Here is a 22,057-nt window from a genome sequence, read left to right on the forward strand (position 1 = left end):
GCGTTACCCCTTCGTGCCGCAGGCGGCGTCCTTCAGGTCAAGGACGTGGCCATCGTTGTATTTCGCGATGATGTTGTGGAAGAGCCGCGGATCGACCGACGAGAAGTAGCGCACGGGCGCCTTCTCGCTCGGCTGCGCGACGGTGCCGTACACGGTCGCGTCGAGCCGGTCGGGCGACGCCTTGACCTTCTGCACCCACGCGTCGAACTGCTCGCGCGGCTCGGCGAGCGTGCGGAACTTCATGTCGGAGAAGCCGCGGCCGCTGAAGTTGGCGGACGTGCCCGCGTAGTCGCCGGCTTCGTCGGCGATCAGATGCAGGCGCGTCTGCATGCCGGCCATCGCGTAGACCTGGCCGCCGAGCTGCGGAATGAAGAACGAATTCATCACCGAATCCGACGTGATGCGGAAGTTCACCGGCGTGCCGACCGGAATCGCGAGCTGGTTCACCGACGCGATGCCGAGCTCCGGATAGATGAACAGCCATTTCCAGTCGAGCGCGACGACCTCGACGTCGATCGGCTTCACCGACGACTCGAGCGGCTTGTACGGATCGAGCTCGTGCGTGGTTTTCCACGTGAGCACGCCGAGGAACAGGATGATCAGCGTCGGCACCGTCCAGATCACGACCTCGATCGCGGTCGAGTGCGACCAGTTCGGCGCATAGGTGGCGTTGCGGTTCGATGCGCGGTAACGCCACGCGAACCACAGCGTGAGCAGGATCACCGGCACGACGACGATCAGCATCGCCCATGTCGAGGTCGCGATCAGCGCCTTTTCGGCGGCCCCGACGCTTCCTTTCGGATTTAGTACGTCTAAATTACAGCCTGACAGGCTCAACGCCGCGCCGATCGACATCAGCGCCGTCCAGCCTTTTGAAGCTCTTCTTTTCATCACACAGCCCGAGGGTCATTGAATCCGTTGCGTATGCCCGATGCGCATTCGATCCACGAAAGTGGCCGAATCATACGTCGCGCGGGCGCGATGAAAAACCGGCGGATGCGGCAAATCATCATTGCAAAATCTGCTGTGAGACAGATTGTCGCGGGGCGATTTCACGCGGCCGGAAGATGGCCGCAAGCCGGCCGCAGACCGGCCGTCGACGCGCGCTCGCGCGTGCCGCCGCGCCGGTGGATGCGCGTGCGACGGCGGCCGCATCGTCGCGCGATGCGGACCCGTCTGCACGGCGTCACGCGATCAGTCGTGCACCGATGCCATGTACGCCGGTTGCGCGGGCGCGCCGCCGTCGCGGGCCGGCACCTTCGAATGGCTCGCGTCCTGGATCAGCCGGCCGACGGTCGGATCGATCGCGTCGGTAAACGGCTTCGGATCGACGCCGACCATCAGCACGATCAGCGCGAGCGACGCGAACATCACGATCTCGCGGCGGCTGAGATCGGCGAGCTTCGCAACGCGCTCGCTGGCGACCTTGCCGAACACGACGCGCTTGACCATCCACAGCGTGTACGACGCGCTGAGGATCAGCGTGAGCGCCGCGATCGCGCCGATCCAGAAGTTCACGCGGATCGCGCCCATGATGACCATGAACTCGCCGACGAAGCCCGACGTGCCCGGCAGGCCGACGTTGGCCATCGCGAACAGCACCGCGAACGTCGCGAAGCGCGGCATCACGCCGGCCACGCCGCCGTAGGCGGCAATCTCGCGCTGCTTCGTGCGATCGACCAGCACGCTCACGCACAGCAGCATCGCGCCCGCGACGAAGCCGTACGACACGAGTTGCACGATCGCGCCCTCGACGCCGATCCGGTTGAACAGGAACAGCCCGAGCGTGACGATCCCCATGTGCGCGACCGTCGAATACGCGAGCAGCTTGCCGAGATTGGTCTGCGCGAGCGCGATCAGGCTAGCGTAGACGATCGCGAACAGCGACAGCGCGATCACCGCCGGCGCGAAGAAGTGGCTCGCGTCCGGCGTGATCGGCAGCGCGAAGCGCAGGAAGCCGTAGCCGCCGAGCTTGAGCATCGCGAGCATCAGCGCGGCGCCGGTCGGGCCGTCCGTGTACACGTCGCGCAGCCACGTGTGGACCGGCCACATCGGCACCTTGACCGCGAACGCGGCGAAGAAGCCGAGGAACACCAGCAGCTGCGGCGCGAAGCCGAGCTGCAGCGTGCGCCATGCGTTCATGTCGAACGTATGCGACTTCGCGAACAGGTACAGCATCGCCATCAGCAGCAGCAGCGAACCGGCGAACGAGATGAAGAAGAACTTCACGGCCGCGTACACGCGATGCTCCCTGCCCCACGTGCCGATCAGCAGGTACAGCGGAATCAGTGTCGCCTCGAAGAAGATGAAGAACAGCAGCCCGTCCTGTGCGACGAACACGCCGATCATCAGCCCCGACAGGATCAGGAACGACGCGTAGTACTGCGCGACGCGCACCGTGACCGATTCCCACGATGCGATCACGACGACCAGCGTCGTGAACGCGGTCAGCACGACGAGCCACAGCGATGCGCCGTCGATCCCGACGCGCCAGCCGGCATGGAACGCGGCCAGCCAGTCGCGCGTTTCCGCGAACTGCATCGCGGCCGAGTGCGAGTCGAAGCCGGCGACGAGCGGCACGACGGCGGCGAGCCCCGCCACCGCACCGACGAGCGCGATCAGTCTCGTGCGGTGCGGATGACGGTCGGAACCGGCGCGCAGCAGGCACGCGCCGAACAGGATCGGAGCCCAGATCGCCAGGCTCAGAAAGGGAAAGTCTTGCATGTCAACAGGCCTTGAGAAGGTCGCGCGCTGCATCGGGGACAGGCGTGACGAAGGGAACGAAATCAAATCGACAGATAGATTTCGTGGATCGCCAATGTTGGCAAAATGTAAAGCGGAATCAGGGCAAAGCTTGACGCCGCTCAAGCGCAATCGGGTTAACCAGCATACGGCGATTGAATATTTTTTGCAGCGCAGCAGAGCTTCGTTTCACGACACACGGATAGAGGCCTGATTTTTCTGCGTAATTTTTTGTATTGCGACGCTGTGTGGGTCATTCGAATCGATGCGATGCCGCATTTGTGACGAAGCGCGGCTGTTTCAGCGCGCCGTCACAACATGAAGGGAACGATGCCTGCGGGCAGGTCGTTCCTTACACCGATACTTTCGTTTTTATTTCGACGGATGCCGATCGCCGCGATCGTGATGTGCGCCCGTGCCGCGCATCGCGTGCATCCCGGGCATCAGCGCTCGTGGCTCAGCCGGTCCCACACGCGCATCGTGACCGCGCGATAGTGGTTGTGCTGCGCGGGGAAATGAACGAAGCGGCTGTCGCGCGTCGCATAGACCGGCGACGATGCGAGCGACATCGCGTCGACGACGTAGCGCGCGTCGATCATGCCGGCCTGCAGCAGTTCGACGTAGATCGCCTGCTGATCGCCGCCGCTCGCATACACCGACGACCGGTCGTCGAAGCTCTCGATGCGCGCGCAGATGCGCTCGACCAGTTCGCGCATCGGCGCGACGTTGCGCACGCCGATCATGCACGAGTTGATCGCCCACGCCGTGTGGTCGGTGCCGATCACGAAATCCCGCCCGGCGATCACGCGCTCGACCGTCTGACGCTGGTCGATCGCGAGCACGTCGGCGTCGACCCAGAACACGAATGCATGATCCGGCAGATGTTCGCGGATCAGGTGCAGCTTCGCCCAGTTCGCATCGACGCCGGCCGGCACGAATGCAGGCGGCTCGCGATACGCGTGATACGCATAGCCGTGTCGCGCGCAATAGCGAACGAAGTTCTCTTCGTGAATATCGCCGTAGCCGGCGATGTGCGACGTGTGCAGGCTCACGAACGCGATGTCGGCGTGCGGGTTCAGATGCCGCGCCGGCTCGCGCGTGCGCTGCTGCGCGGCGCGCCAGTCGTCCATCGCGCGCGGTTGCCCGCCGTGCCGCACGCGCGCCGCATCGTCGACGAGCGCGAGCACGTAGCGAAAGTCGTAGTCGGGTGTCGGCGCCCACTCACCGTCGACCTGCCGCCATTCGGGCGCGTGATGCGCGACGAGCGGCTGCGCGCCGACGACCACGTCGATCGCGTGACCGTCACGCCACACCGTCTGCGCCGACGCGTAATGGCCGTTCGCGAGCGGTCGGTCGAACGGCAGCGGCGGGAAGTGCTCCGCCAGCAGCGTCGCCTCGCACGCGTGCTGCCGCTCGGGCAGACGCATCGCCCACTTGCCCAGCTCGACCGTCAACGCACGCAAGTGTTCGCGCACGTCGGGCACGTTGCGAAAGATCATGCCGCTCGCCGCCGGCAACGGCGACTGCGGCGTCTGCGTCGTGACGATCGCATCGTAACCGTCCGCGACATCGGCAAGCGCATGCCGGCCGAACACGATCGAGAACGGATCGAGCACGAGCAGCAGCGCGCCCTCCTCCATCGCGACGAGCTGCGCGACGATCGCGTGGTACTTGTGCAGCACCTGCTGGCGCTCGCCGTACACGTGCGTGCCGTCGACGATCGCATGCTGGTAGCCGTGCTCGTGCGCGTAGCACGCGTGATTCGCGACGAGCCCGTCGACAGGCCGATGCGAAACGATGGTCAGGACGGAATGCATGCGTGCCGGAACTCCAATGTGAGCCGTGCGAGGCGATACGTCTATTTAGCGCATCGGCGTCGCTGAAGTCGAGCATTGATTGGCTGTCCGGACGAAGCACGACGGCGAGCGCCGAACCGGAAACGGCGCGCGGAAAAGAAAAAGCCCCGCAAGTCCGAGAACTTGCGGGGCTTTGTCACCGCTTTTGGCGGAGACGGAGGGATTCGAACCCTCGATCCAGGTTTTGGCCCAGATGCTCCCTTAGCAGGGGAGTGCCTTCGACCTCTCGGCCACGTCTCCCAAACTTTCGCTCGCACCAGGGAGGCAGTGCGACGAGAACGAGATAATATAGGGTTTCGAACCGTGCGTCAATTTCCGCGATGCATTTTCTTCAATGCATCACAAAAAAATTCACGCAGCCTGGTCGAGTTCGAATGCCTTGTGCAACGCGCGGACGGCCAGCTCCATGTATTTCTCGTCGATCAGCACCGAAATCTTGATTTCGGACGTCGAGATCATCTGGATGTTGATGCCCTCTTCCGACAGCGTGCGGAACATCTTGCTCGCGACACCGACGTGCGAGCGCATGCCGACGCCGACGACCGACACCTTCGACACCTTCGGGTCGCCCTGCACGCGCTCGGCGCTGACATGCCCCTGCACCTGGTTGGTCAGGATGTCCATCGCCTTCTGGTAGTCGCCGCGGCCGACCGTGAACGTGAAGTCCGTCTTCCCTTCGACGCTCTGGTTCTGGATGATCATGTCGACGTCGACGTTCGCGTCGGCGACCGGGCCGAGGATCTGATACGCGATGCCCGGCTTGTCGGGCACGCCCATCACCGCAATGCGTGCTTCGTCGCGCTGGAACGCGATGCCGGAAATGACTGCCTTTTCCATGGTCTCGTCTTCTTCAAAAGTAATCAGGGTGCCCGAGCGCATTTCTTCGTCGAGCGCAATCAGCGGATCGGTCAGGCTCGACAGCACACGCGTCTTCACCTGGTATTTGCCGGCGAATTCGACCGAGCGGATCTGCAGGACCTTCGAGCCGAGGCTCGCCATTTCCAGCATTTCCTCGAACGTCACGCGATCGAGGCGTCGCGCCTCTTCGACCACGCGCGGGTCGGTCGTGTAGACGCCGTCGACGTCCGTGTAGATCAGGCACTCTTCGGCAGCCAGCGCCGCCGCGACCGCCACCGCCGACGTGTCCGAGCCGCCGCGGCCCAGCGTCGTGATGTGGCCGTCCGGATCGACGCCCTGGAAGCCCGTGATGATCACGACCTTGCCGGCGTTCAGATCGGCCTTGACGCGCTCGTCGTCGATCGAGTGGATGCGCGCCTTCGTGAACGCGCTGTCCGTCTTGATCGGCACTTGCCAGCCGGCATAGCTCACGGCCTCGACGCCGATTTCCTGCAGTGCGATCGACAGCAGGCCGACGCTGACCTGCTCGCCGGTCGACGCGATCATGTCGAGCTCACGCGGGCTCGGCTGGCTCGAAATCTCTTTCGCCAGCCCGAGCAGGCGGTTGGTTTCGCCGGACATCGCGGACGGCACGACCACCATCTGGTGCCCGGCCTGATGCCATTTTGCGACGCGTTTCGCGACGTTCTTGATGCGCTCGACCGAGCCCATCGAAGTGCCGCCGTATTTGTGTACGATGAGTGCCATTGTCGTTCTGAACTGAAGGAGAAGCCGCACGGGCGCGCTGGGCAGGCCGCGTTGCCGTTCGGTCACGCGGCTTGTGGCTGTGGACGGACGACGAGGGGGACGGCTGGGACGCAACACGCAAGCGTGACGGATTTTGCCCGGAAGGCCGATCAGGCCGCGCAAACCGGGTACGTCACGCGGAAAACCTGCACAAATCGCTCAAAAATCGAGCCGAGCAAACGACCGAGCGTACCCGATAGAGGCCCGCTTGACAAGCCGCTCGCCGGTTCGGCAAGCGTTCCGGCGCTGTTTACCAAATGGTGAAAACCGGCGCGCGATCACGCGCCGGCAAGCATCCGGGCGCTACGCGATCAGCAGATCGGGACGCCATTCGATCCGGCGCCAGCCACCGGCCGCGGTGAGCCCGTCGCCGGTCAGCCCGTCGCCGGTAAGCCCGTCGCCATGATTCACGCCGAGCCGCGGCACGTAGACGAGCCGCTCGCCCGCGAACAGCAGCGGCACGTCGCGCTGCCATGCGGGCACGCCGTGCTCCTGGAACAGGTTTTTCAGCGTACGCCCCGGCCCGCCGGGCGACGTGCGCAGCCGCTCGCCGCCCGCGCGCGCGCGCGCGACGAGCGTCGCGCTGCGCAGCAGCGCCTCCGGCACCGCGCCGGCGCTGCCGGCGTCGGCCGGCGCGAACACGAACGTGCCGCGCCACGCCGGCACGCGCCAGACTTCCTGGCCATCCCATGCGAGCGAGGACTCGGGATGCGGCGTGCCGGTACCGTCGTCGGCCGGCTCGGCGCTGTCGCCCGCTTCCCAGTAAACGGTGTCGCGATACAGCCGCAGGCACTGCCCCGCGTGGTCGACGCGCAGCGCATGTGCGTCGTGCGCGGCGCGCAGCTGCCGCATCATGTTCGCGAGCCGCCCTGCCGACGCGCTCGGCAACCCGAGCCGGCGCATCCAGAAGCGCAGCAGGTTCGCACCGCGCGTATCGTCGAATGCGACCAGCGCGTCGCGCGACAGCGCACGGCCGTCGTCGCGCGACGCGCCGGCGAAATCCAGTTCGGCGAGATCGTCGAGCAGCCGCTGCGCGGCGGCCGCATGCTGGGCCGCACGGCCGAGCGCATCGCGAAAGCCCGGAAAGTGCGTGGCGAGCGTCGGCAGCACGTCGATACGCAACGCATTGCGCGCGTAGCGCGTGTCGCCGTTCGATTCGTCGTCGATCCATGCGAGCCCGCGCTGCGCCGCATAGCGTTCCAGTTGCGCGCGCAACAATCTCAGAAGCGGACGCACGCGTTCGACGCTCGCGCCGTCGGGACGATAGCGCGGCGCCATCGCGGCGAGGCCCGCGATCCCCGCACCGCGCAGCAGCTGCAGCAGCACGGTCTCGGCCTGGTCGTCCGCATGCTGCGCAACCCAGAGCGCCGCCACGCCGTGACGTTCGCACATCGCATCGAGCGCCGCATAGCGACGCTCGCGCGCCGTTGCCTCGACGCCGAGGCCGCTGTCGCGCGGCACGTCGACCCGCTCGGCTTCGAACGCGACGCCCAGCCGTTCGGCCGTCGCCTGCGCATGCGCGACCCATGCGTCGGCGTTCGCGCTGAGGCCGTGATGAACATGAAGCGCGACGCAGCGCGCGGCGCCCGCGACGCGCACTGCCGCGTCGAGCAGTACCGTCGAGTCGAGGCCGCCGCTGTATGCGATCGCGATCCGCGCACCGGCCGGCACAGCGGAAAGTGCAACGCCGACCGCGTCGAGGACGACGCGGTCGGCGTTGAATTCGGTCGGGGGAATCACGAGCGGGATGCGCGCCGGACGGCGCGCGATGCGAACGCGCCGGTCATGCGCCGGGCGTGGTTTCCTTGAACTTGCCGTAGGCCATCAGGCGCTCGAAGCGGCGCTCGCGCAGCGCATCGATGCTCATGCCCTGGAACTGGCGCAGCGAATCGGCGAGCGCCCGGCGCAGCAGCGCGGCCATGCCCTTCGGATCGCGGTGCGCGCCGCCGAGCGGCTCGTTGATGATCTTGTCGATCAGCCCGAGCGCCTTCAGGCGATGCGCGGTCAGGCCCAGCGCTTCCGCTGCCTCGGGCGCCTTCGCGGCGCTCTTCCACAGGATCGACGCGCAGCCTTCCGGCGAAATCACCGAGTAGGTCGAGAACTGCAGCATCATCACGGTATCGGCCACCGCGATCGCGAGCGCGCCGCCCGAACCGCCCTCGCCGATCACCGTCGTGATGATCGGCGTCTTCAGCTCGGCCATCACGTACAGGTTGCGGCCGATCGCCTCCGACTGGCCGCGCTCTTCCGCGCCGATGCCCGGGTACGCGCCCGGCGTGTCGACGAACGTGAAGATCGGCAGCCCGAACTTCTCGGCGAGGCGCATCAGGCGCTCGGCCTTGCGATAGCCTTCCGGACGCGGCATCCCGAAGTTGCGCGCCGCGCGCTCCTTCGTGTCGCGGCCCTTCTGGTGGCCGATCACCATGCACGGATGGCCGCCGAAGCGCGCGAGACCGCCGACGATCGACAGGTCGTCCGCGAACGCACGGTCGCCGTGCAGTTCGTGGAAATCGGTAAACAGTTCCGCGACGTAATCGAGCGTGTACGGACGCTGCGGATGCCGCGCGATCTGCGAGACCTGCCACGGCGACAGGTTCGCGTAGAGGTCCTTCGTCAGTTGCTGGCTCTTCTTCGACAGCCGCTCGATTTCTTCCGAAATATCGACAGCCGAGTCGTCCTGCACGAATCGCAGCTCTTCGATCTTGGCCTCGAGTTCGGCGATCGGCTGTTCGAAATCCAGAAACGTGGTCTTCATGTGTTCGAATCCTTGGGTCTTGCGGCAGCGCGTATTCTACCCGCGCGGGCGATGCGCAAAACCGGCTCTCAACTATTGATGTTTAAAACCTGATAGCCGTCAGTCTGCGTCAGTATCGGGCACGTCGAGGCTGCGCCACATGTACCAGGTCGCGACGGTACGCCACGGTTCCCAGTTGGCGGCCACTTCGCGCGCCTCGCTGCGCGTGACGGGTTCCCCGCTGAAGTAATTGACGCTGATCGCGCGGATCAGGCCCGGATCGTCGAGCGGCAGCACGTCCGGCCGCGACAGGTTGAAGATCAGGAACATCTCGGCCGTCCAGCGGCTGATGCCGCGGATCTGCGTGAGTTCCGCGATCACGTCCTCGTCGTCCATCGACGTCCATTTGTCGACGTGCAGCGCGCCGGACACGAAGTGCTGCGCGAGGTCGAGAATGTATTCCGTCTTGCGCTTCGACAGTCCGCATCCGATCAGCTTGTCCGCGCCGAGCCGGATCACCGGCTGCGGCGCGAGTTTCGGACACGCATCCTCGATGCGCGCCCACAGCGCCTGCGCGGACGGCACCGAAATCTGCTGCCCGACGACCGAACGCGCGAGCGTGACGAACGGATCGCCGCGCTTCACGAGATGCGCGGGGCCGAACTTCGGGATCAGCTTCTTCAGGATCCGGTCGCGCTTGACGAGATCGGCGCATGCTTTATCCCAATATGCGGGACGCACGACATCATCGGCGCCATCGGCTGCCGCATCGGATGCGCGCACCTTGCGCGCCGCGTCCGCGGCCGTCATCGCGACCTCCGGCTGCGCCGTGTCCGCGCCCTTCGCGCGCGCGGGCTTCGCATGACCGTTCAGCGCGCCGTTCGGCACGGCGCGCGTCGCGTCCGCCTTCGCCGCCGGCGCGCGCTTGCCTGCCGGACGCGCGGCGAGCGGAGTCGCACGCCTGACCGGCGCTTTTCTGGCCGTTGCCATCTTGCCTCCTACCTGACGGATCGGTCAGTGGAACGCACCGCGCTCATACGCGACGCCATTCGGTCGATCCGCCCGGTTTGTCTTCAAGAGCGATGCCGGCGTCGAGCAGTTCCGCCCGAATCCGGTCCGCTTCGGCATAGTCCTTCGCTTGTTTCGCCGCGACACGCGCGGCGATCCGAGCTTCGATTTCGTCGGCTGCGAGCCCGCCGGCCTGCGCGGCACCGGTGCCCTGCTGCAGGAATGCGCGCGGTTCGCGGCCGAGCAGGCCCAAGAGGCCCGCCAGTTGTTTCAGTTGCCGCGCGAGCGATGCATCGCGCGTGCGGTTGACCTCGCCCGCCAGTTCGAACAGCGTCGCCACCGCGACCGGCGTGTTGATGTCGTCGTTCATCGCGGCCGCGAATCGCTGCGCATGCGGCTCGTTCCAGTCGAGCGCGAGCGTGTCGGGCTCGACATCCTTCAGCGCCGTATACAAACGGGTGAGCGATGCGCGCGCATCGTCGAGGTGCACGTCGCTGTAGTTGAGCGGCGACCGGTAGTGCGTGCGCACGATGAAGAAGCGCATGACCTCGGCGTCGTACCGCTCGAGCACTTCGCGGATCGTGAAGAAGTTGCCGAGCGATTTCGACATCTTCTCGTTATCGACCTGCACGAAGCCGTTGTGCATCCAGTAATTGACGAACGTCTGGCCGGTTGCGCCTTCGCTCTGCGCGATTTCGTTCTCGTGGTGCGGGAATTGCAGGTCCTGCCCGCCGCCGTGGATGTCGAAATGCTCGCCGAGCAGCGTGCAGCCCATCGCGGAGCACTCGATGTGCCAGCCCGGCCGGCCCATCCCGTACTTCGACGACCACGACGCGCCTTCCGGATCGTCCGCCTTCGCGCGCTTCCACAACACGAAATCGAGCGGATCTTCCTTCGCGTCGTTCGCCGCGACGCGTTCGCCCGCGCGCAGGTCGTCGAGCGACTTGCCCGACAGCTTCCCGTAGTTCGCGAACTTGCGCACCGAATAATTGACGTCGCCGTCGCTCGCCTGGTACGCGTAGCCGTTCGTCTCGAGCTGCTCGATCATCCCGAGCATCTGCGGAATGAACTGCGTCGCGCGCGGCTCGATGTCGGGCCGCTGGATGCCGAGCGCCGCTTCATCCTCGTGCATCGCGCCGATGAACCGGTCGGTCAGCGACTTGATCGTCTCGCCGTTCTCGACCGCGCGGCGGATGATCTTGTCGTCGATGTCGGTGATGTTGCGCACGTACGTGACCCGATAGCCGATCGCACGCAACCAGCGCTGGACGAGGTCGAACACGACCAGCATGCGCGCGTGGCCCACGTGACAATAGTCGTAGACGGTGATCCCGCATACGTACATCCGCACTTCGCCGGACTGGCGCGGCACGAAAACTTGCTTGTCACGCGCGAGCGTGTTGTAGATGCGCAGTGATTCCATAGAGATGAACCGTGAGCCGAAGGAAACCGCCCTGGCGAAGCTCGCCCAGCATGCGACACGGACGGACCACCTGTTGCGGCACGACGCCGCGCGTCCTCGTTATCACATGGGGCGGTCAGGCTGCAAGCACAGCGGTGACGGCCACGAGAGGCAAAGAAAGACTGTCTGCGGCTCGCCGGAACGCGCAGACGTTTTGTTAGAATGGCTCGGAGTATAACATTCCGATTTACGCCTATGAAACCTCATCGCGGCCGCGCGCCGAGCGCTGCGACCCTCGTTGCGACCGCCGTCATGGGCGTCGCACTGACGCTTTTCGCGGCCCCCGCGGCGCATGCGCAAAAGGCCCCGGCCACCGCCGACGGCACGCCCGAAATCGACGCATCGATCGCCGGCAAGCAGTGGAAACAGGCGCTCGCGCAGCTCGACGCGCGCATCGCGGCGAATCCGCACGACGTGCAGGCGCAGTTCAAGCGCGGCACCGTGCTCGCCCGCCTGAACCGCGACGACGACGCGATCCAGCAGTTCGTCGCGATTACGCAGGCCTACCCCGAACTGCCCGAACCGTACAACAACCTCGCGGCGCTCTACGCGAAGCACGGCCGCTACGACGAAGCGCGCAGCGCGCTCGTCACGGCGACGCAATCGAACCCGAGCTACTCGCTCGCGTACGAGAACCTCGGCGACCTGTACCTGCGCCTCGCGGCCGAGTCGTACAAGCGCGCGCAAGCGCTCGGCCGCACGAGCGGCGCGACCGCGCAGCGCCTCGCCGACCTGCAGAAGATCGTGTCGCCGCCGAAGCCGGCAGCCGGCGCGCGCGCCGTTACGCCCGCCACGCGCGCGTACACCGACCGCGCCGCCGCGAACGTGAGCACCACCACGCTGCCGATGTCGCCGACGTTCCAGTTCAACGGTCCGTCCGGTGCGCTGGCGGCGCCGTACGTCGCGCCGTCGCAGTAAGCGGCGCAACCTCCCTTCCCTCCTAACCTGAGGATCGCAATGAAACGTCTGTTGCTGGCGCTTGGCGGCGCCGCCCTTCTCGCGACCGCGCCGGCCTTCGCGCAATCGGCCACCGCGCATCCGGTCGTGCAGCTGAAGACCTCGCAGGGCGACATCCGCGTCGAGCTCTACCCGGAGAAGGCACCGAAGACGGTCGCCAACTTCCTCGATTACGTGAAGGCCGGCCAGTACAACGGCACGATCTTCCATCGCGTGATCAAGGGCTTCATGATCCAGGGCGGCGGCTACAAGACCAACTTCGAGGAGAAGCCGACCCGCGCGCCGATCCCGCTGGAAAGCCGCAATGGTCTGAAGAACCTGACGGGCACGATCGCGATGGCGCGTACCAGCGATCCGAACTCGGCCACCGCGCAGTTCTTCATCAACACGGTCGACAACAGCGGCCTCGACTACCCGAACCCGGACGGCAACGGCTATGCGGTGTTCGGCAAGGTCGTGTCGGGCCTCGACGTCGTGAAGAAGATCGAAGGCGTGGCGACGACCTCGCGCGGCCCGATGCAGGACGTGCCGGCCCAGCCGGTCGTGATCGAATCGGCGAGCGTCGTCTCGAAGTAAGCACCTGCCGGCACGTCCGGCGCCACACGCGGCCGCGTCATACGACCGGCCGCGTGCCATTTAAACCGCCATACCGAAGGAATTCATCATGGTTGAACTGCACACGAACCACGGCGTGATCAAGCTCGAGCTGGACGCCGCGAAGGCACCGAAGACGGTCGAGAACTTCCTGAACTACGTGAAGAAGGGCCACTATGACGGCACGGTGTTCCACCGCGTGATCAACGGCTTCATGATCCAGGGCGGCGGCTTCGAGCCGGGCCTGAAGCAGAAGCCGACCGACGCGCCGATCGACAACGAGGCGAACAACGGCCTGAAGAACGACAACTACACGATCGCGATGGCGCGCACGAACGATCCGCACTCGGCGACCGCCCAGTTCTTCATCAACGTGAACGACAACGACTTCCTGAACCACTCGTCGCCGACGCCGCAAGGCTGGGGCTACGCGGTGTTCGGCAAGGTCGTCGAAGGCCAGGACGTCGTCGACAAGATCAAGGCCGTGAAGACGGGCAACGCGGGTTTCCATCAGGACGTGCCGGCTGACGACGTCGTGATCGAGAAGGCCGTGGTGGTCTGACGCACAGCCGTTACGGAGGCACTTCGATGTTGCAGGAGAGTCCGCCGCGAAGCGTCTCCGCGGGCGTGCCGGGCGAACGCGAATACGCGCAAGCCGCACGCCCGTTCCTGTTTCTCTCCGATCTGCATCTGAGCGAGTCGATTCCGAAGACGGTCGCCGCGTTCGAGCATTTCGTGAAATACACCGCCGACAGCGCCGACTCGGTGTTCATCCTCGGCGACCTGTTCGAATACTGGATCGGCGACGACGTGCTCGACGACGATCCGTTCGCGGCCCGCATGGCCGCACTGATGCATACGTTCTCGGAGCGCGGCATCGCGCTCTACGTGATGCACGGCAACCGCGATTTCCTGCTGGGCCGGCGCTTCATGAAGGCCGCCGGCGCGATGCTGCTGCCCGACCCGGCGCTGATCATGGCGTTCGGCCAGCGCATCGTGCTCGCGCACGGCGATGCGCAATGCACGGCCGATCGCGGCTACCAGGTGTTCCGGCGGTTCGCGCGCAATCGCGCCGCGCAGATGCTGTTCCTCGCGTGGCCGTTCCGCTGGCGCCGCGCGCTCGCGCAGCGCATGCGCTCGAACAGCGAAGCGGGCCGGATGCGCCCTGCTTCGGCGATCTACGACGTCACAAAAGAAGGCGTGGCAGCACTGTTCCGGAAGAGCCGCGCAAGCGTGATCATTCACGGCCATACGCATCGCCCCGCCCGGCATCTGGAACCCGGCGGAATTCGCTGGGTGCTGCCCGACTGGGATCTCGATCACGGCAAGCCGCGCGGCGGTTACCTGCGCGTCGACGCGGAAGGCATCCACGCGATGCCGCTCGACTGACGCAATCGACCGACGCGCCCGGCGCGGCCGCCGCTGCCGGCATGCGGCGCGTTACGACTGGCGCTCGACCGCCTTGCCTTCCAGCACCGCCGACAGCCTGCGCAGGTCGAGGCGCGCCGCGTCGGTGCCCTGCAGCGTTTCCAGATGCGTGCCGAGTTGCTCGAGCGCCGCGACGATCTCGTCGACGCGCCGGCTCTCCTTCGCCGCGTGATCGATCAGCCCGTGAATCGCGAGTGACATCGGGTCGTCCGCGTTCGGCGTGATCCCGTATGCGCAGAATGCGGCGCGCTCCGGTTGCGGTTTCGGTTGCGCCGGCATCACGATGCGCGCCGGATTGCCGACCGCGGTGCCGCCTGCCGGCACCGGCTTCACGACGACCGCGTTCGAGCCGATCTTCGCGCCCGCGCCGACCGTGAAACCGCCGAGCACCTTCGCACCCGCGCCGACGATCACGCCGGCCTCGAGCGTCGGATGGCGCTTCGCGCCGCGCGTGAGCGACGTGCCGCCGAGCGTCACGCCCTGATAGATCGTGCAGTCGTCGCCGACGATCGCGGTCTCGCCGATCACGACACCCATGCCGTGATCGATGAACACGCGCCGCCCGATCGTCGCGCCCGGATGGATCTCGATCCCCGTCAGGAAGCGCCCGACCTGCGACGCGAAACGGGCGAGCCAGTAGCGTTTCGCGCGCCAGCACGCGTGCGCGAACCGATGCAGCACGAGCGCATGCAGACCCGGATAACAGGTCAGCACTTCCCAGGCACTGCGAGCGGCGGGATCCCGCTCGCGTATCGTCGCAACGTCTTCGCGCAGTCTAGTGAACATGATCGGATCTGGGCTGGGGAAAAGGCCGGCGTGCCCCGCCGGCAATGGCCGGTGGTTATCTCGCCGGGTAATTTACTTATGACGTCCGGCGATTGTAGGGCCACTTGCGCACGGCCGCACGGCGTCGCGCGTTCACCCCGCCGCCGGCACGGGTATTCGATGCGGCGGCCTGTTTCCGGCCAGTCGACGAGCCCGGCCGGTGGGCGCCGGGCAGCGGGTAGCGGGTAGCGTGCGGGGGCGGACGCGGCCGCCGCGATCGCAGGTGCCAGCGGCCAATGCAACGCTGCACACGCAAGCGACGTCCCCATTGTGGAACGCCGAAGCGTCCGGCCGCCGCTGCACCGGCCGCTTACGCGTCGCCTTCGGGTGTTCCGGACTTCAGCAGGATGTGCTTCGCGATACCGCGCAGGATGTTGACTTCCTCGCGCTCGAGACCGGTGCGCGCGAACAGGCGCCGCAGCCGCGGCATCAGCTTCTTCGGGTTGCGCGGGTCGAGAAAATCCAGCGCGACCAGCGCGTTCTCGAGATGCGCATACATCCGCTCGATCTCGTCGCTCTGCGCGAGCGTGCCGACGTCGGCCTGCACCGGATGCGACGCGTCGCTGCCCTGCTCGAGGAACGCGACACGCAGTTCGTACGCGAGCACCTGGATCGCTTGCGCGAGGTTCAGCGAGCTGTAGGCCGGATTCGCCGGGATATGCGCGAGCGCGCTGCACTGCTCGACGTGCTCGTTCGCGAGGCCCGTGCGCTCGTTGCCGAACACGAGCGCGATGTCGCCGCTGCCGACTTGCATACACGCCTGCTCGGCTGCCGCGCGCGGCGCCAGGCGCGGCGGCCCGTATTCGCGCGTGCGCGCGGTCAGCGCGATCGACCAGTGGACGCCGGCCAGCGCGTCGCCGAGCGTGGGCACGACATGCGCGGACGCGAGGACGTCATCGGCACCGCTCGCCATCGCGATCGCGTCGGGATCGCTCTGCACGTGCGGCACGCGCGGCGCGACCAGCACGAGCCGCGAGAAACCCATCGTTTTCAGCGCGCGGGCGGCCGCCCCGACATTGCCGGGATGGCTGGGCTCGACGAGCACGAAGCGGGTGGACGTGAAGCCGCCGGACGGCGGCGGTGACGAGGTGGCGGCGCCCGATTCGGACGGCGCGGCGGGATTCTGCGGAGTTTCCACTACATACGGCTCGGTTCATCGGAATGGCAGTATGGTATCGCCATCGCCGCGGCAAACCCACTCGTCCGGACGGCCAGTGGGGGTTTCCCCGTATTCCGACCCACCGAAACGCTTGAAAATCGGGTAAAATCATGCGCTTACGCGTCGCACCCCGTGCGGCGCGGGTCGTACCCCGCTCTTTGTCAATTCGCGTCTCATCTCGCCCGGCACGTTTGCGCCGCTCCGGGCGGTGTGTTCCACTTCGTGGCGGCCCGTGCCGTCGGCTACAGGATCCAGGCTCATGCATCCCATGCTCAACATTGCTGTCAAGGCTGCGCGCCGCGCCGGACAGATCATCAATCGTGCGTCCCTCGATCTCGACCTGATCGAGATCCGCAAGAAGCAGCAGAACGACTTCGTCACCGAAGTGGACAAGGCCGCCGAAGAGGCGATCATCGAGACGCTGAAGACCGCCTACCCCGACCACGCGATCCTCGCGGAAGAATCGGGCGAATCGGAGAACGAATCCGAGTTCAAGTGGATCATCGATCCGCTCGACGGCACGACCAACTTCATCCACGGCTTCCCGTATTACTGCGTATCGATCGCACTCGAGCACAAGGGCGTCGTCACGCAGGCCGTCGTCTATGATCCGAACAAGAACGACCTGTTCACGGCCACCCGCGGCCGCGGCGCATACCTGAACGACCGCCGCATCCGCGTCGGCCGCCGCGACCGCCTGGCGGACGCGCTGGTCGGCACGGGCTTCCCGTTCCGCGAAAAGGACGGCCTCGACGCGTACGCGCGCCTGTTCACCGAAATGACGCAGGCCTGCACGGGCCTGCGCCGCCCGGGCGCCGCCGCACTCGACCTCGCGAACGTCGCGGCAGGCCGCCTCGATGCGTTCTTCGAGCAAGGCATCAACGTGTGGGACATGGCTGCAGGCAGCCTGCTGATCACCGAAGCGGGCGGCCTCGTCGGCAACTACACGGGTGACGCCGACTTCCTGCATCGTCACGAGATCGTCGCGGCGAACCCGAAGATCTACGCGCAGATGATCCCGATCCTGAACCGCTACAGCTACCTGCATCCGGCAGCCGAGTAAGTCCCGCCGCGCCCGTGCGGCGCGGTTGTCGCATCAACCACTCGCCGGCACCGTCATGATCGAGCGCTTGCCGCCTTCCGGTTGTCCGGAGCGCGAAGTACGCTTCTTCACGCAGGGGTCGCTTCAGGCGCCCGTGCCGACCTTGCCCGAGCGGTCCGGCCTGGCCGGCGTCCCGCAGCGCGCCGCGTGTTCTCCGTCGCCGAACGATCGGCTGGCGGAATGCGCGTGCGGCGCACGACGCCGCCAGCAAGCCGGCCCCCGCCAGTTTCAACACCGCCACGGCTTCGTGGCGACCGTATCCGACTACTCATGTTACGGCTAAGCGAAATCAAACTCCCGCTCGACCACCCCGAGAGCGCCCTCGAAGCCGCGATCCGCGCGCGCCTCAAGGAGCTTGGCGTGGCCGCGGACGGGCTCCTCCGCTACACGGTGTTCCGTCGTGCGCACGACGCGCGCAAGCGCGCCGACATCAAGCTCACGTATATCGTCGATGTCGAGGTCAAGGACGAAGCGGCCGTGCTGCCGCGGCTCGCCGGCACGCCGCATTGCGGCGTGACGCCCGACATGGCGTACCACTTCGTCGCGAAGGCGCCCGAGCATGGCAACTTCCTGCGACCGGTCGTGATCGGCATGGGGCCGTGCGGGCTGTTCGCCGGGCTGATCCTCGCGCAGATGGGCTTTCGCCCGATCATCCTCGAGCGCGGCAAGGCCGTGCGCGAGCGCACCAAGGACACCTTCGGCCTGTGGCGCAAGAGCGTGCTCAATCCCGAATCCAACGTGCAGTTCGGCGAAGGCGGTGCCGGCACGTTCTCCGACGGCAAGCTGTACAGCCAGATCAAGGATCCGCACCACTACGGCCGCAAGGTGCTCGACGAATTCGTGAAGGCCGGCGCGCCGGACGACATCCTGTATCTGAGCCGGCCGCACATCGGCACGTTCCGCCTCGTCAGCATGGTGGAAAAGATGCGCGCGAGCATCCATGAGCTGGGCGGCGAAGTGCGCTTCGAAACCCGCGTCGAGGACATCGACATCGATCAGGGCAAGGTGCGCGCGCTGAAGCTGTCGAACGGCGAAACGCTGCGCTGCGATCACGTGGTGCTGGCCGTGGGCCACAGCGCGCGCGACACGTTCCAGATGCTGCACGACCGCGGCGTCTACGTCGAAGCGAAGCCGTTCTCGCTCGGTTTCCGGATCGAGCATCCGCAAGGCGTGATCGATCGCAGCCGCTTCGGCAAGTTCGCGGGCCACAAGCAGCTCGGCGCGGCCGACTACAAGGTGGTCCACCACTGCAGCAACGGTCGCGCGGTCTACAGCTTCTGCATGTGCCCGGGCGGCACCGTGGTCGCGGCGACGTCCGAGCCGGGCCGCGTCGTCACCAACGGGATGAGCCAGTATTCGCGTGCCGAGCGCAACGCGAACGCGGGCATCGTCGTCGGCATCACACCGGAGGACTATCCGGGCGGCCCGCTCGCGGGTATCGCGTTCCAGCGCAAATGGGAAGAGCGCGCGTTCGAACTCGGCGGCGGCGACTACAGCGCGCCGGGCCAGCTGGTCGGCGACTTCATCGCGGGCCGGCCGTCGACGTCGCTCGGTTCCGTGGTGCCGTCGTACAAGCCGGGCGTGCGCCCGACCGACCTCAGCACCGCACTGCCCGACTACGTGATCGAAGCGATTCGCGAAGCGCTGCCGCAGATCGACCGGAAGATCGCCGGGTTCGCGATGCACGATGCGGTGCTCACCGGCGTGGAGACGCGCACGTCGTCGCCGATCCGGATCCGGCGCAAGGACAACTACCAGAGCGTGAACGTCGAAGGGCTGTATCCGGCCGGCGAAGGCGCCGGGTATGCGGGCGGCATCTATTCGGCAGCGATCGACGGGATCGAAGTCGCGCAGGCGGTGGCGCTCGATCTGGTGGCGACGCTGGGCGGCTGAGCGGGTCGACGGGCCCGGCGCGCGCAGCTTCGTGCGCCGGGTGGTAACCGCTCTGCAACGCCCTCGCCTGGGACGCGCGCGAATCATCGAGTCGGCCGGTAGCCGCCGGCTGCGCGTTCCCTCAACTGGCCGAACGGCGAACTTCGCGCTTGTGCACCGAAGCCACTGGTAAACTCGGGCAACCCAAGCAACAACTTTACGCCGGATCTATGACCACGCTGTCGCCCGAGGCCTTTGCTGGCCACACTCCGATGATGCAGCAGTACCTGCGCCTTATCTGACAAGGCTCGACGCACAAAGCTACGCCAAGACCTACGCTCACCAGTTTGGGGAGAGGCAGTTACCGACCCTTAGCTGACAATCGACGCGGCGCAGACTCGGCGGCAGGCTACAAGGTAGAACGGCCGCACGGCCCACTGTTGCTACGGCCAACTCGGCGGCCATTGCGAATGCTCAGGTATCGGTGATCGCAGGGCGGCCATAAGTTGGCCGCCCCTGTCATTCCCACCATAACAGCCTCAACCGTCCGAGCTGAGACAAGCAGATAGCATCGGTTAGTTCGTATCCTCGAGGCTGAAGCCTATCCCTGCAATTGTCGTCTTTGGAAAAAGACTGCGAAGCTCTTCCGTGATGTATGGAATGTATCCCTTTAATGGTCCTGTTATCAATTCTGCGTTCGCTAAGGTTCCAATGCAGAACTGAAGGAGCGAAACGCTCTTGGGGTATGCCGCTCCAACTTGATCCAAGGCCGCCTCGATGGTTTCTAAACGTTTCTCAACGAACCGTTCAGCTACCGCTCCCTTTACCGCATCCTTACTGGTCGAAATGATAAGGCGTTGGACATTCTCACAGAATCGCATCCAGCTTGACGGGCGTATTTCTAGGGGAAGAGTTCCTTCATCAAATCGAGAGCGAAATACCTGTTCTATTCTGGCTCGAATAGCCACGTCCGGCCATTTCTGCTTGTGAATAGCATTCGCTGCGCCATCGAAGCCCAAAACTAGCATATCCAACTGCTCGACCGACGCTTTTAGCTGTGCAGCCAGCCTCAAACGACTCCAATCGACCCGCTCACCTTTGTACGCTAATGAATGCGTCGCTACTGACCATGCATGTTCGAACGCTGTACGAACTTGAATTTCAAATGAAATCTTCGTCAATTCGCTATGCGCGGCGAAATCAGTGCTCCGCAGTTTGGCAACAACGCGGGTCGCATCGAACCGAAAAACTGCGGGATCCTTAAGAGTTGTTCCTCGCAATTTTATTTCAACAACATCAAATTGGTCCTTGAGCCATTGAATCACCTGTTCCTCTTCATCGAGGAACGGAATTACTATGGAGCATCCGTACAGGTCGTCAAGTTTGCTCCAACTGTCAAAACGACCCGTTTCGATCTTCTCGAAGAGCGACTCAGTATCCTTGAGGCGCCCTACGAATGCGTAACCGTGCGCGTTGCAAAAATTAAAAATTCGCTCGCGAGCGCGCTGCTCAACCTTCTCAAGGTAAGGCTTATACAGGTTGTGCTTTTGGACAAGCTGCGCCGGGATGATCACGCTTGTTTCACCGCCAGTATAGATCGCATGTACCGCACACGTGTCTCGCGCGGCCCTTTGTCGTTCGATGCAGATCTTGCTGCATCGAAATAGCTAGCAAGCGCGAGATCGGCTTCGCGAGCCTCCAGAAGGTCAACTGTGTCCACAAATCTGCGCAATGCGGCCGCAGATTGCTCGGCTGACCCGAGTTGCCCATCCTGCTGCAGTGAATCTATAGCGCCAAAAAGGGCGTAGAAATCCGCCTGATTTCGAAGTCGTGTGACAGCAAGATCTTCATCAGCTGCTAACACGCCTGCAATGTACGAAATCGCCGCACGGTACCGCGCATCACATTCGACACGCGTCTCCCATTCAGAGTCACGATCCGCAAAAGCCTTATCCAAGTCATCTTGGCTGTAGCCCCGCGGCCCTTCTTCGAGCAACAACAAAAGCAGGGCAGTGAACTCAACATCCTTCATTTGCTTCCTGGACTGAGCGGCGAAGCGAGGAAAGTTGGCCGGTAGCACTGACTCTTGCCACTCCGACAACTGCTCCGATAGCTGAATAAATTCCCCGTCCAGCCTTGCGTGGCGAAGTTCTTGGGCCGTTAGTTTTGCGACATTTCTATTAATTCGATCGAAAATCGAATTAATTACGCCCTCATCATTCGTCGGAATATATTCAACGAGCAATTGATACGACCAAAATGCCCGGCGCACATTCTCGTCAAGTCCCTCGAAATACTTCCCTCGAAGCGCGGTTAACTCAGATTTCTCGCCGACAGCAAATTTTCCCTGCACAAACTCGAGGATGGTAGTAATCCGCTGCTTGCCATCGACAACGTGATACATGGATGTTCCCTCTGCACTTATTTCCTCGTAGAGAAATATCGCAGGAGCGGGATAATTAAGCAGGACGGTGTCAATGAAATACGCTTTAAATGCATCGTTCCAAACGCTCCGTCGCTGGTATGGCGGATCTAGGTCAAGGGCAGATCTCTTGTAGAGATCATAGAACCAGCTTAGGTTCTGAAAATTTTGTCGGCGGATCATATTTTAAGAAAGTGGTGTTGTAACGTGGCGTCTGACTGCACAAATATACCAGCTACGGCAGTGATTTGC

At 64.8% G+C, this 22,057-nt stretch carries 18 protein-coding genes, 1 tRNA gene and 1 pseudogene; 7 read left to right on the forward strand and 13 right to left on the reverse strand.

The genetic code is table 11. The annotated features are described in order from the left end of the window. Positions 1-3: 3 nt before the first annotated feature. The 5 genes from cyoA to Q3A80_RS01410 all read right to left on the reverse strand — a co-directional run bounded on the left by cyoA (position 4) and on the right by Q3A80_RS01410 (position 6,203). The gene (cyoA, locus tag Q3A80_RS01390) at positions 4-891 is read right to left on the reverse strand and encodes a ubiquinol oxidase subunit II (protein ID WP_446327330.1); all 888 of its coding nucleotides are present in this window, start codon (positions 889-891) and stop codon (positions 4-6) included. 303 nt (positions 892-1,194) lie between these two features. Next, a complete protein-coding gene (locus Q3A80_RS01395; RefSeq protein ID WP_446327331.1) occupies positions 1,195-2,724 on the reverse strand; it encodes a complex I subunit 4 family protein in 1,530 nt (509 codons plus the stop codon). Between the two features lie 461 nt (positions 2,725-3,185). Next, entirely contained in the window at positions 3,186-4,559 is a 1,374-nt protein-coding gene (locus tag Q3A80_RS01400) for a hypothetical protein (protein WP_446327332.1), read from the reverse strand. 185 nt (positions 4,560-4,744) lie between these two features. Continuing rightward, positions 4,745-4,838, reverse strand: a tRNA-Ser gene (locus Q3A80_RS01405). Positions 4,839-4,949: 111 nt separating this feature from the next. Further along, positions 4,950-6,203 (reverse strand): aspartate kinase, encoded by a 1,254-nt coding sequence (locus Q3A80_RS01410; RefSeq protein WP_446327333.1) that lies wholly within the window; start codon positions 6,201-6,203, stop codon positions 4,950-4,952. Between Q3A80_RS01410 and Q3A80_RS01415 the strand changes: the two are divergent. Then, a pseudogene (locus Q3A80_RS01415) lies at positions 6,186-6,423 on the forward strand (hypothetical protein); the annotation flags it as partial. The gene Q3A80_RS01410 and the pseudogene Q3A80_RS01415 sit on opposite strands and share 18 nt — an antisense overlap. 122 nt (positions 6,424-6,545) lie before the next feature. Here Q3A80_RS01415 and tilS read toward each other — a convergent pair. The 4 genes from tilS to cysS all read right to left on the reverse strand — a co-directional run bounded on the left by tilS (position 6,546) and on the right by cysS (position 11,407). Further along, the gene (tilS, locus tag Q3A80_RS01420; protein WP_446327334.1) at positions 6,546-7,982 is read right to left on the reverse strand and encodes a tRNA lysidine(34) synthetase TilS; all 1,437 of its coding nucleotides are present in this window, start codon (positions 7,980-7,982) and stop codon (positions 6,546-6,548) included. A gap of 43 nt (positions 7,983-8,025) precedes the next feature. Beyond that, positions 8,026-8,997, reverse strand: a complete 972-nt coding sequence (locus Q3A80_RS01425; RefSeq protein ID WP_006478433.1) for an acetyl-CoA carboxylase carboxyltransferase subunit alpha — start codon at positions 8,995-8,997, stop codon at positions 8,026-8,028. Between the two features lie 99 nt (positions 8,998-9,096). Continuing rightward, positions 9,097-9,966 (reverse strand): DNA-3-methyladenine glycosylase family protein, encoded by an 870-nt coding sequence (locus tag Q3A80_RS01430; protein ID WP_446327335.1) that lies wholly within the window; start codon positions 9,964-9,966, stop codon positions 9,097-9,099. A gap of 43 nt (positions 9,967-10,009) precedes the next feature. Further along, entirely contained in the window at positions 10,010-11,407 is a 1,398-nt protein-coding gene (gene cysS, locus Q3A80_RS01435; RefSeq protein ID WP_151065660.1) for a cysteine--tRNA ligase, read from the reverse strand. A 234-nt stretch (positions 11,408-11,641) separates the two neighbouring features. Between cysS and Q3A80_RS01440 the strand changes: the two genes are divergently transcribed. The 4 genes from Q3A80_RS01440 (at position 11,642) to Q3A80_RS01455 (ending at position 14,386) form a co-directional block, all read left to right on the forward strand. Continuing rightward, positions 11,642-12,364 (forward strand): tetratricopeptide repeat protein, encoded by a 723-nt coding sequence (locus Q3A80_RS01440; RefSeq protein ID WP_446327336.1) that lies wholly within the window; start codon positions 11,642-11,644, stop codon positions 12,362-12,364. A 39-nt stretch (positions 12,365-12,403) separates the two neighbouring features. Beyond that, positions 12,404-12,979, forward strand: coding sequence for a peptidylprolyl isomerase (locus Q3A80_RS01445; RefSeq protein ID WP_059457919.1), 576 nt, complete (start codon positions 12,404-12,406; stop codon positions 12,977-12,979). Between the two features lie 88 nt (positions 12,980-13,067). After that, entirely contained in the window at positions 13,068-13,559 is a 492-nt protein-coding gene (locus Q3A80_RS01450) for a peptidylprolyl isomerase (protein ID WP_446327337.1), read from the forward strand. Between the two features lie 26 nt (positions 13,560-13,585). Beyond that, positions 13,586-14,386, forward strand: coding sequence for a UDP-2,3-diacylglucosamine diphosphatase (locus Q3A80_RS01455; RefSeq protein WP_446327338.1), 801 nt, complete (start codon positions 13,586-13,588; stop codon positions 14,384-14,386). Positions 14,387-14,437: 51 nt separating this feature from the next. On the opposite strand, the gene cysE is transcribed toward Q3A80_RS01455, so the two are convergent. Continuing rightward, positions 14,438-15,211, reverse strand: a complete 774-nt coding sequence (cysE, locus tag Q3A80_RS01460) for a serine O-acetyltransferase (protein ID WP_446327339.1) — start codon at positions 15,209-15,211, stop codon at positions 14,438-14,440. Positions 15,212-15,560: 349 nt separating this feature from the next. After that, positions 15,561-16,388 (reverse strand): RNA methyltransferase, encoded by an 828-nt coding sequence (locus Q3A80_RS01465; protein WP_446327340.1) that lies wholly within the window; start codon positions 16,386-16,388, stop codon positions 15,561-15,563. 280 nt (positions 16,389-16,668) lie between these two features. Here Q3A80_RS01465 and Q3A80_RS01470 point away from each other — a divergent pair, with 280 nt between their 5' ends. After that, on the forward strand, positions 16,669-17,472 hold the full coding sequence (locus Q3A80_RS01470) for an inositol monophosphatase family protein (protein ID WP_446327341.1): 804 nt from the start codon (positions 16,669-16,671) through the stop codon (positions 17,470-17,472). A 309-nt stretch (positions 17,473-17,781) separates the two neighbouring features. After that, the gene (locus tag Q3A80_RS01475) at positions 17,782-19,404 is read left to right on the forward strand and encodes an NAD(P)/FAD-dependent oxidoreductase (RefSeq protein ID WP_446327342.1); all 1,623 of its coding nucleotides are present in this window, start codon (positions 17,782-17,784) and stop codon (positions 19,402-19,404) included. A 554-nt stretch (positions 19,405-19,958) separates the two neighbouring features. On the opposite strand, the gene Q3A80_RS01480 is transcribed toward Q3A80_RS01475, so the two are convergent. Both Q3A80_RS01480 and Q3A80_RS01485 read right to left on the reverse strand, forming a co-directional pair. Next, positions 19,959-20,957 (reverse strand): hypothetical protein, encoded by a 999-nt coding sequence (locus tag Q3A80_RS01480; protein WP_446327343.1) that lies wholly within the window; start codon positions 20,955-20,957, stop codon positions 19,959-19,961. Then, complete coding sequence (locus tag Q3A80_RS01485; RefSeq protein ID WP_446327344.1) at positions 20,954-21,988, reverse strand: DUF262 domain-containing protein; 1,035 nt, start codon at positions 21,986-21,988, stop codon at positions 20,954-20,956. Before Q3A80_RS01485 ends, Q3A80_RS01480 begins: the two co-directional genes overlap by 4 nt. Between the last annotated feature and the right edge of the window lie 69 nt (positions 21,989-22,057).

This window comes from Burkholderia sp. SR8, from assembly GCF_052851275.1.

Coding starts and splice junctions, on each gene's coding strand:
- cyoA (WP_446327330.1), bottom strand. CDS start 891: ATGAAAAGAAGAGCTTCAAAAGGCTGGACGGCGCTGATGTCGATCGGC.
- Q3A80_RS01395 (WP_446327331.1), bottom strand. CDS start 2,724: ATGCAAGACTTTCCCTTTCTGAGCCTGGCGATCTGGGCTCCGATCCTG.
- Q3A80_RS01400 (WP_446327332.1), bottom strand. CDS start 4,559: ATGCATTCCGTCCTGACCATCGTTTCGCATCGGCCTGTCGACGGGCTC.
- Q3A80_RS01410 (WP_446327333.1), bottom strand. CDS start 6,203: ATGGCACTCATCGTACACAAATACGGCGGCACTTCGATGGGCTCGGTC.
- Q3A80_RS01425 (WP_006478433.1), bottom strand. CDS start 8,997: ATGAAGACCACGTTTCTGGATTTCGAACAGCCGATCGCCGAACTCGAG.
- Q3A80_RS01430 (WP_446327335.1), bottom strand. CDS start 9,966: ATGGCAACGGCCAGAAAAGCGCCGGTCAGGCGTGCGACTCCGCTCGCC.
- cysS (WP_151065660.1), bottom strand. CDS start 11,407: ATGGAATCACTGCGCATCTACAACACGCTCGCGCGTGACAAGCAAGTT.
- Q3A80_RS01440 (WP_446327336.1), top strand. CDS start 11,642: ATGAAACCTCATCGCGGCCGCGCGCCGAGCGCTGCGACCCTCGTTGCG.
- Q3A80_RS01445 (WP_059457919.1), top strand. CDS start 12,404: ATGAAACGTCTGTTGCTGGCGCTTGGCGGCGCCGCCCTTCTCGCGACC.
- Q3A80_RS01450 (WP_446327337.1), top strand. CDS start 13,068: ATGGTTGAACTGCACACGAACCACGGCGTGATCAAGCTCGAGCTGGAC.
- Q3A80_RS01455 (WP_446327338.1), top strand. CDS start 13,586: ATGTTGCAGGAGAGTCCGCCGCGAAGCGTCTCCGCGGGCGTGCCGGGC.
- cysE (WP_446327339.1), bottom strand. CDS start 15,211: ATGTTCACTAGACTGCGCGAAGACGTTGCGACGATACGCGAGCGGGAT.
- Q3A80_RS01470 (WP_446327341.1), top strand. CDS start 16,669: ATGCATCCCATGCTCAACATTGCTGTCAAGGCTGCGCGCCGCGCCGGA.
- Q3A80_RS01475 (WP_446327342.1), top strand. CDS start 17,782: ATGTTACGGCTAAGCGAAATCAAACTCCCGCTCGACCACCCCGAGAGC.
- Q3A80_RS01485 (WP_446327344.1), bottom strand. CDS start 21,988: ATGATCCGCCGACAAAATTTTCAGAACCTAAGCTGGTTCTATGATCTC.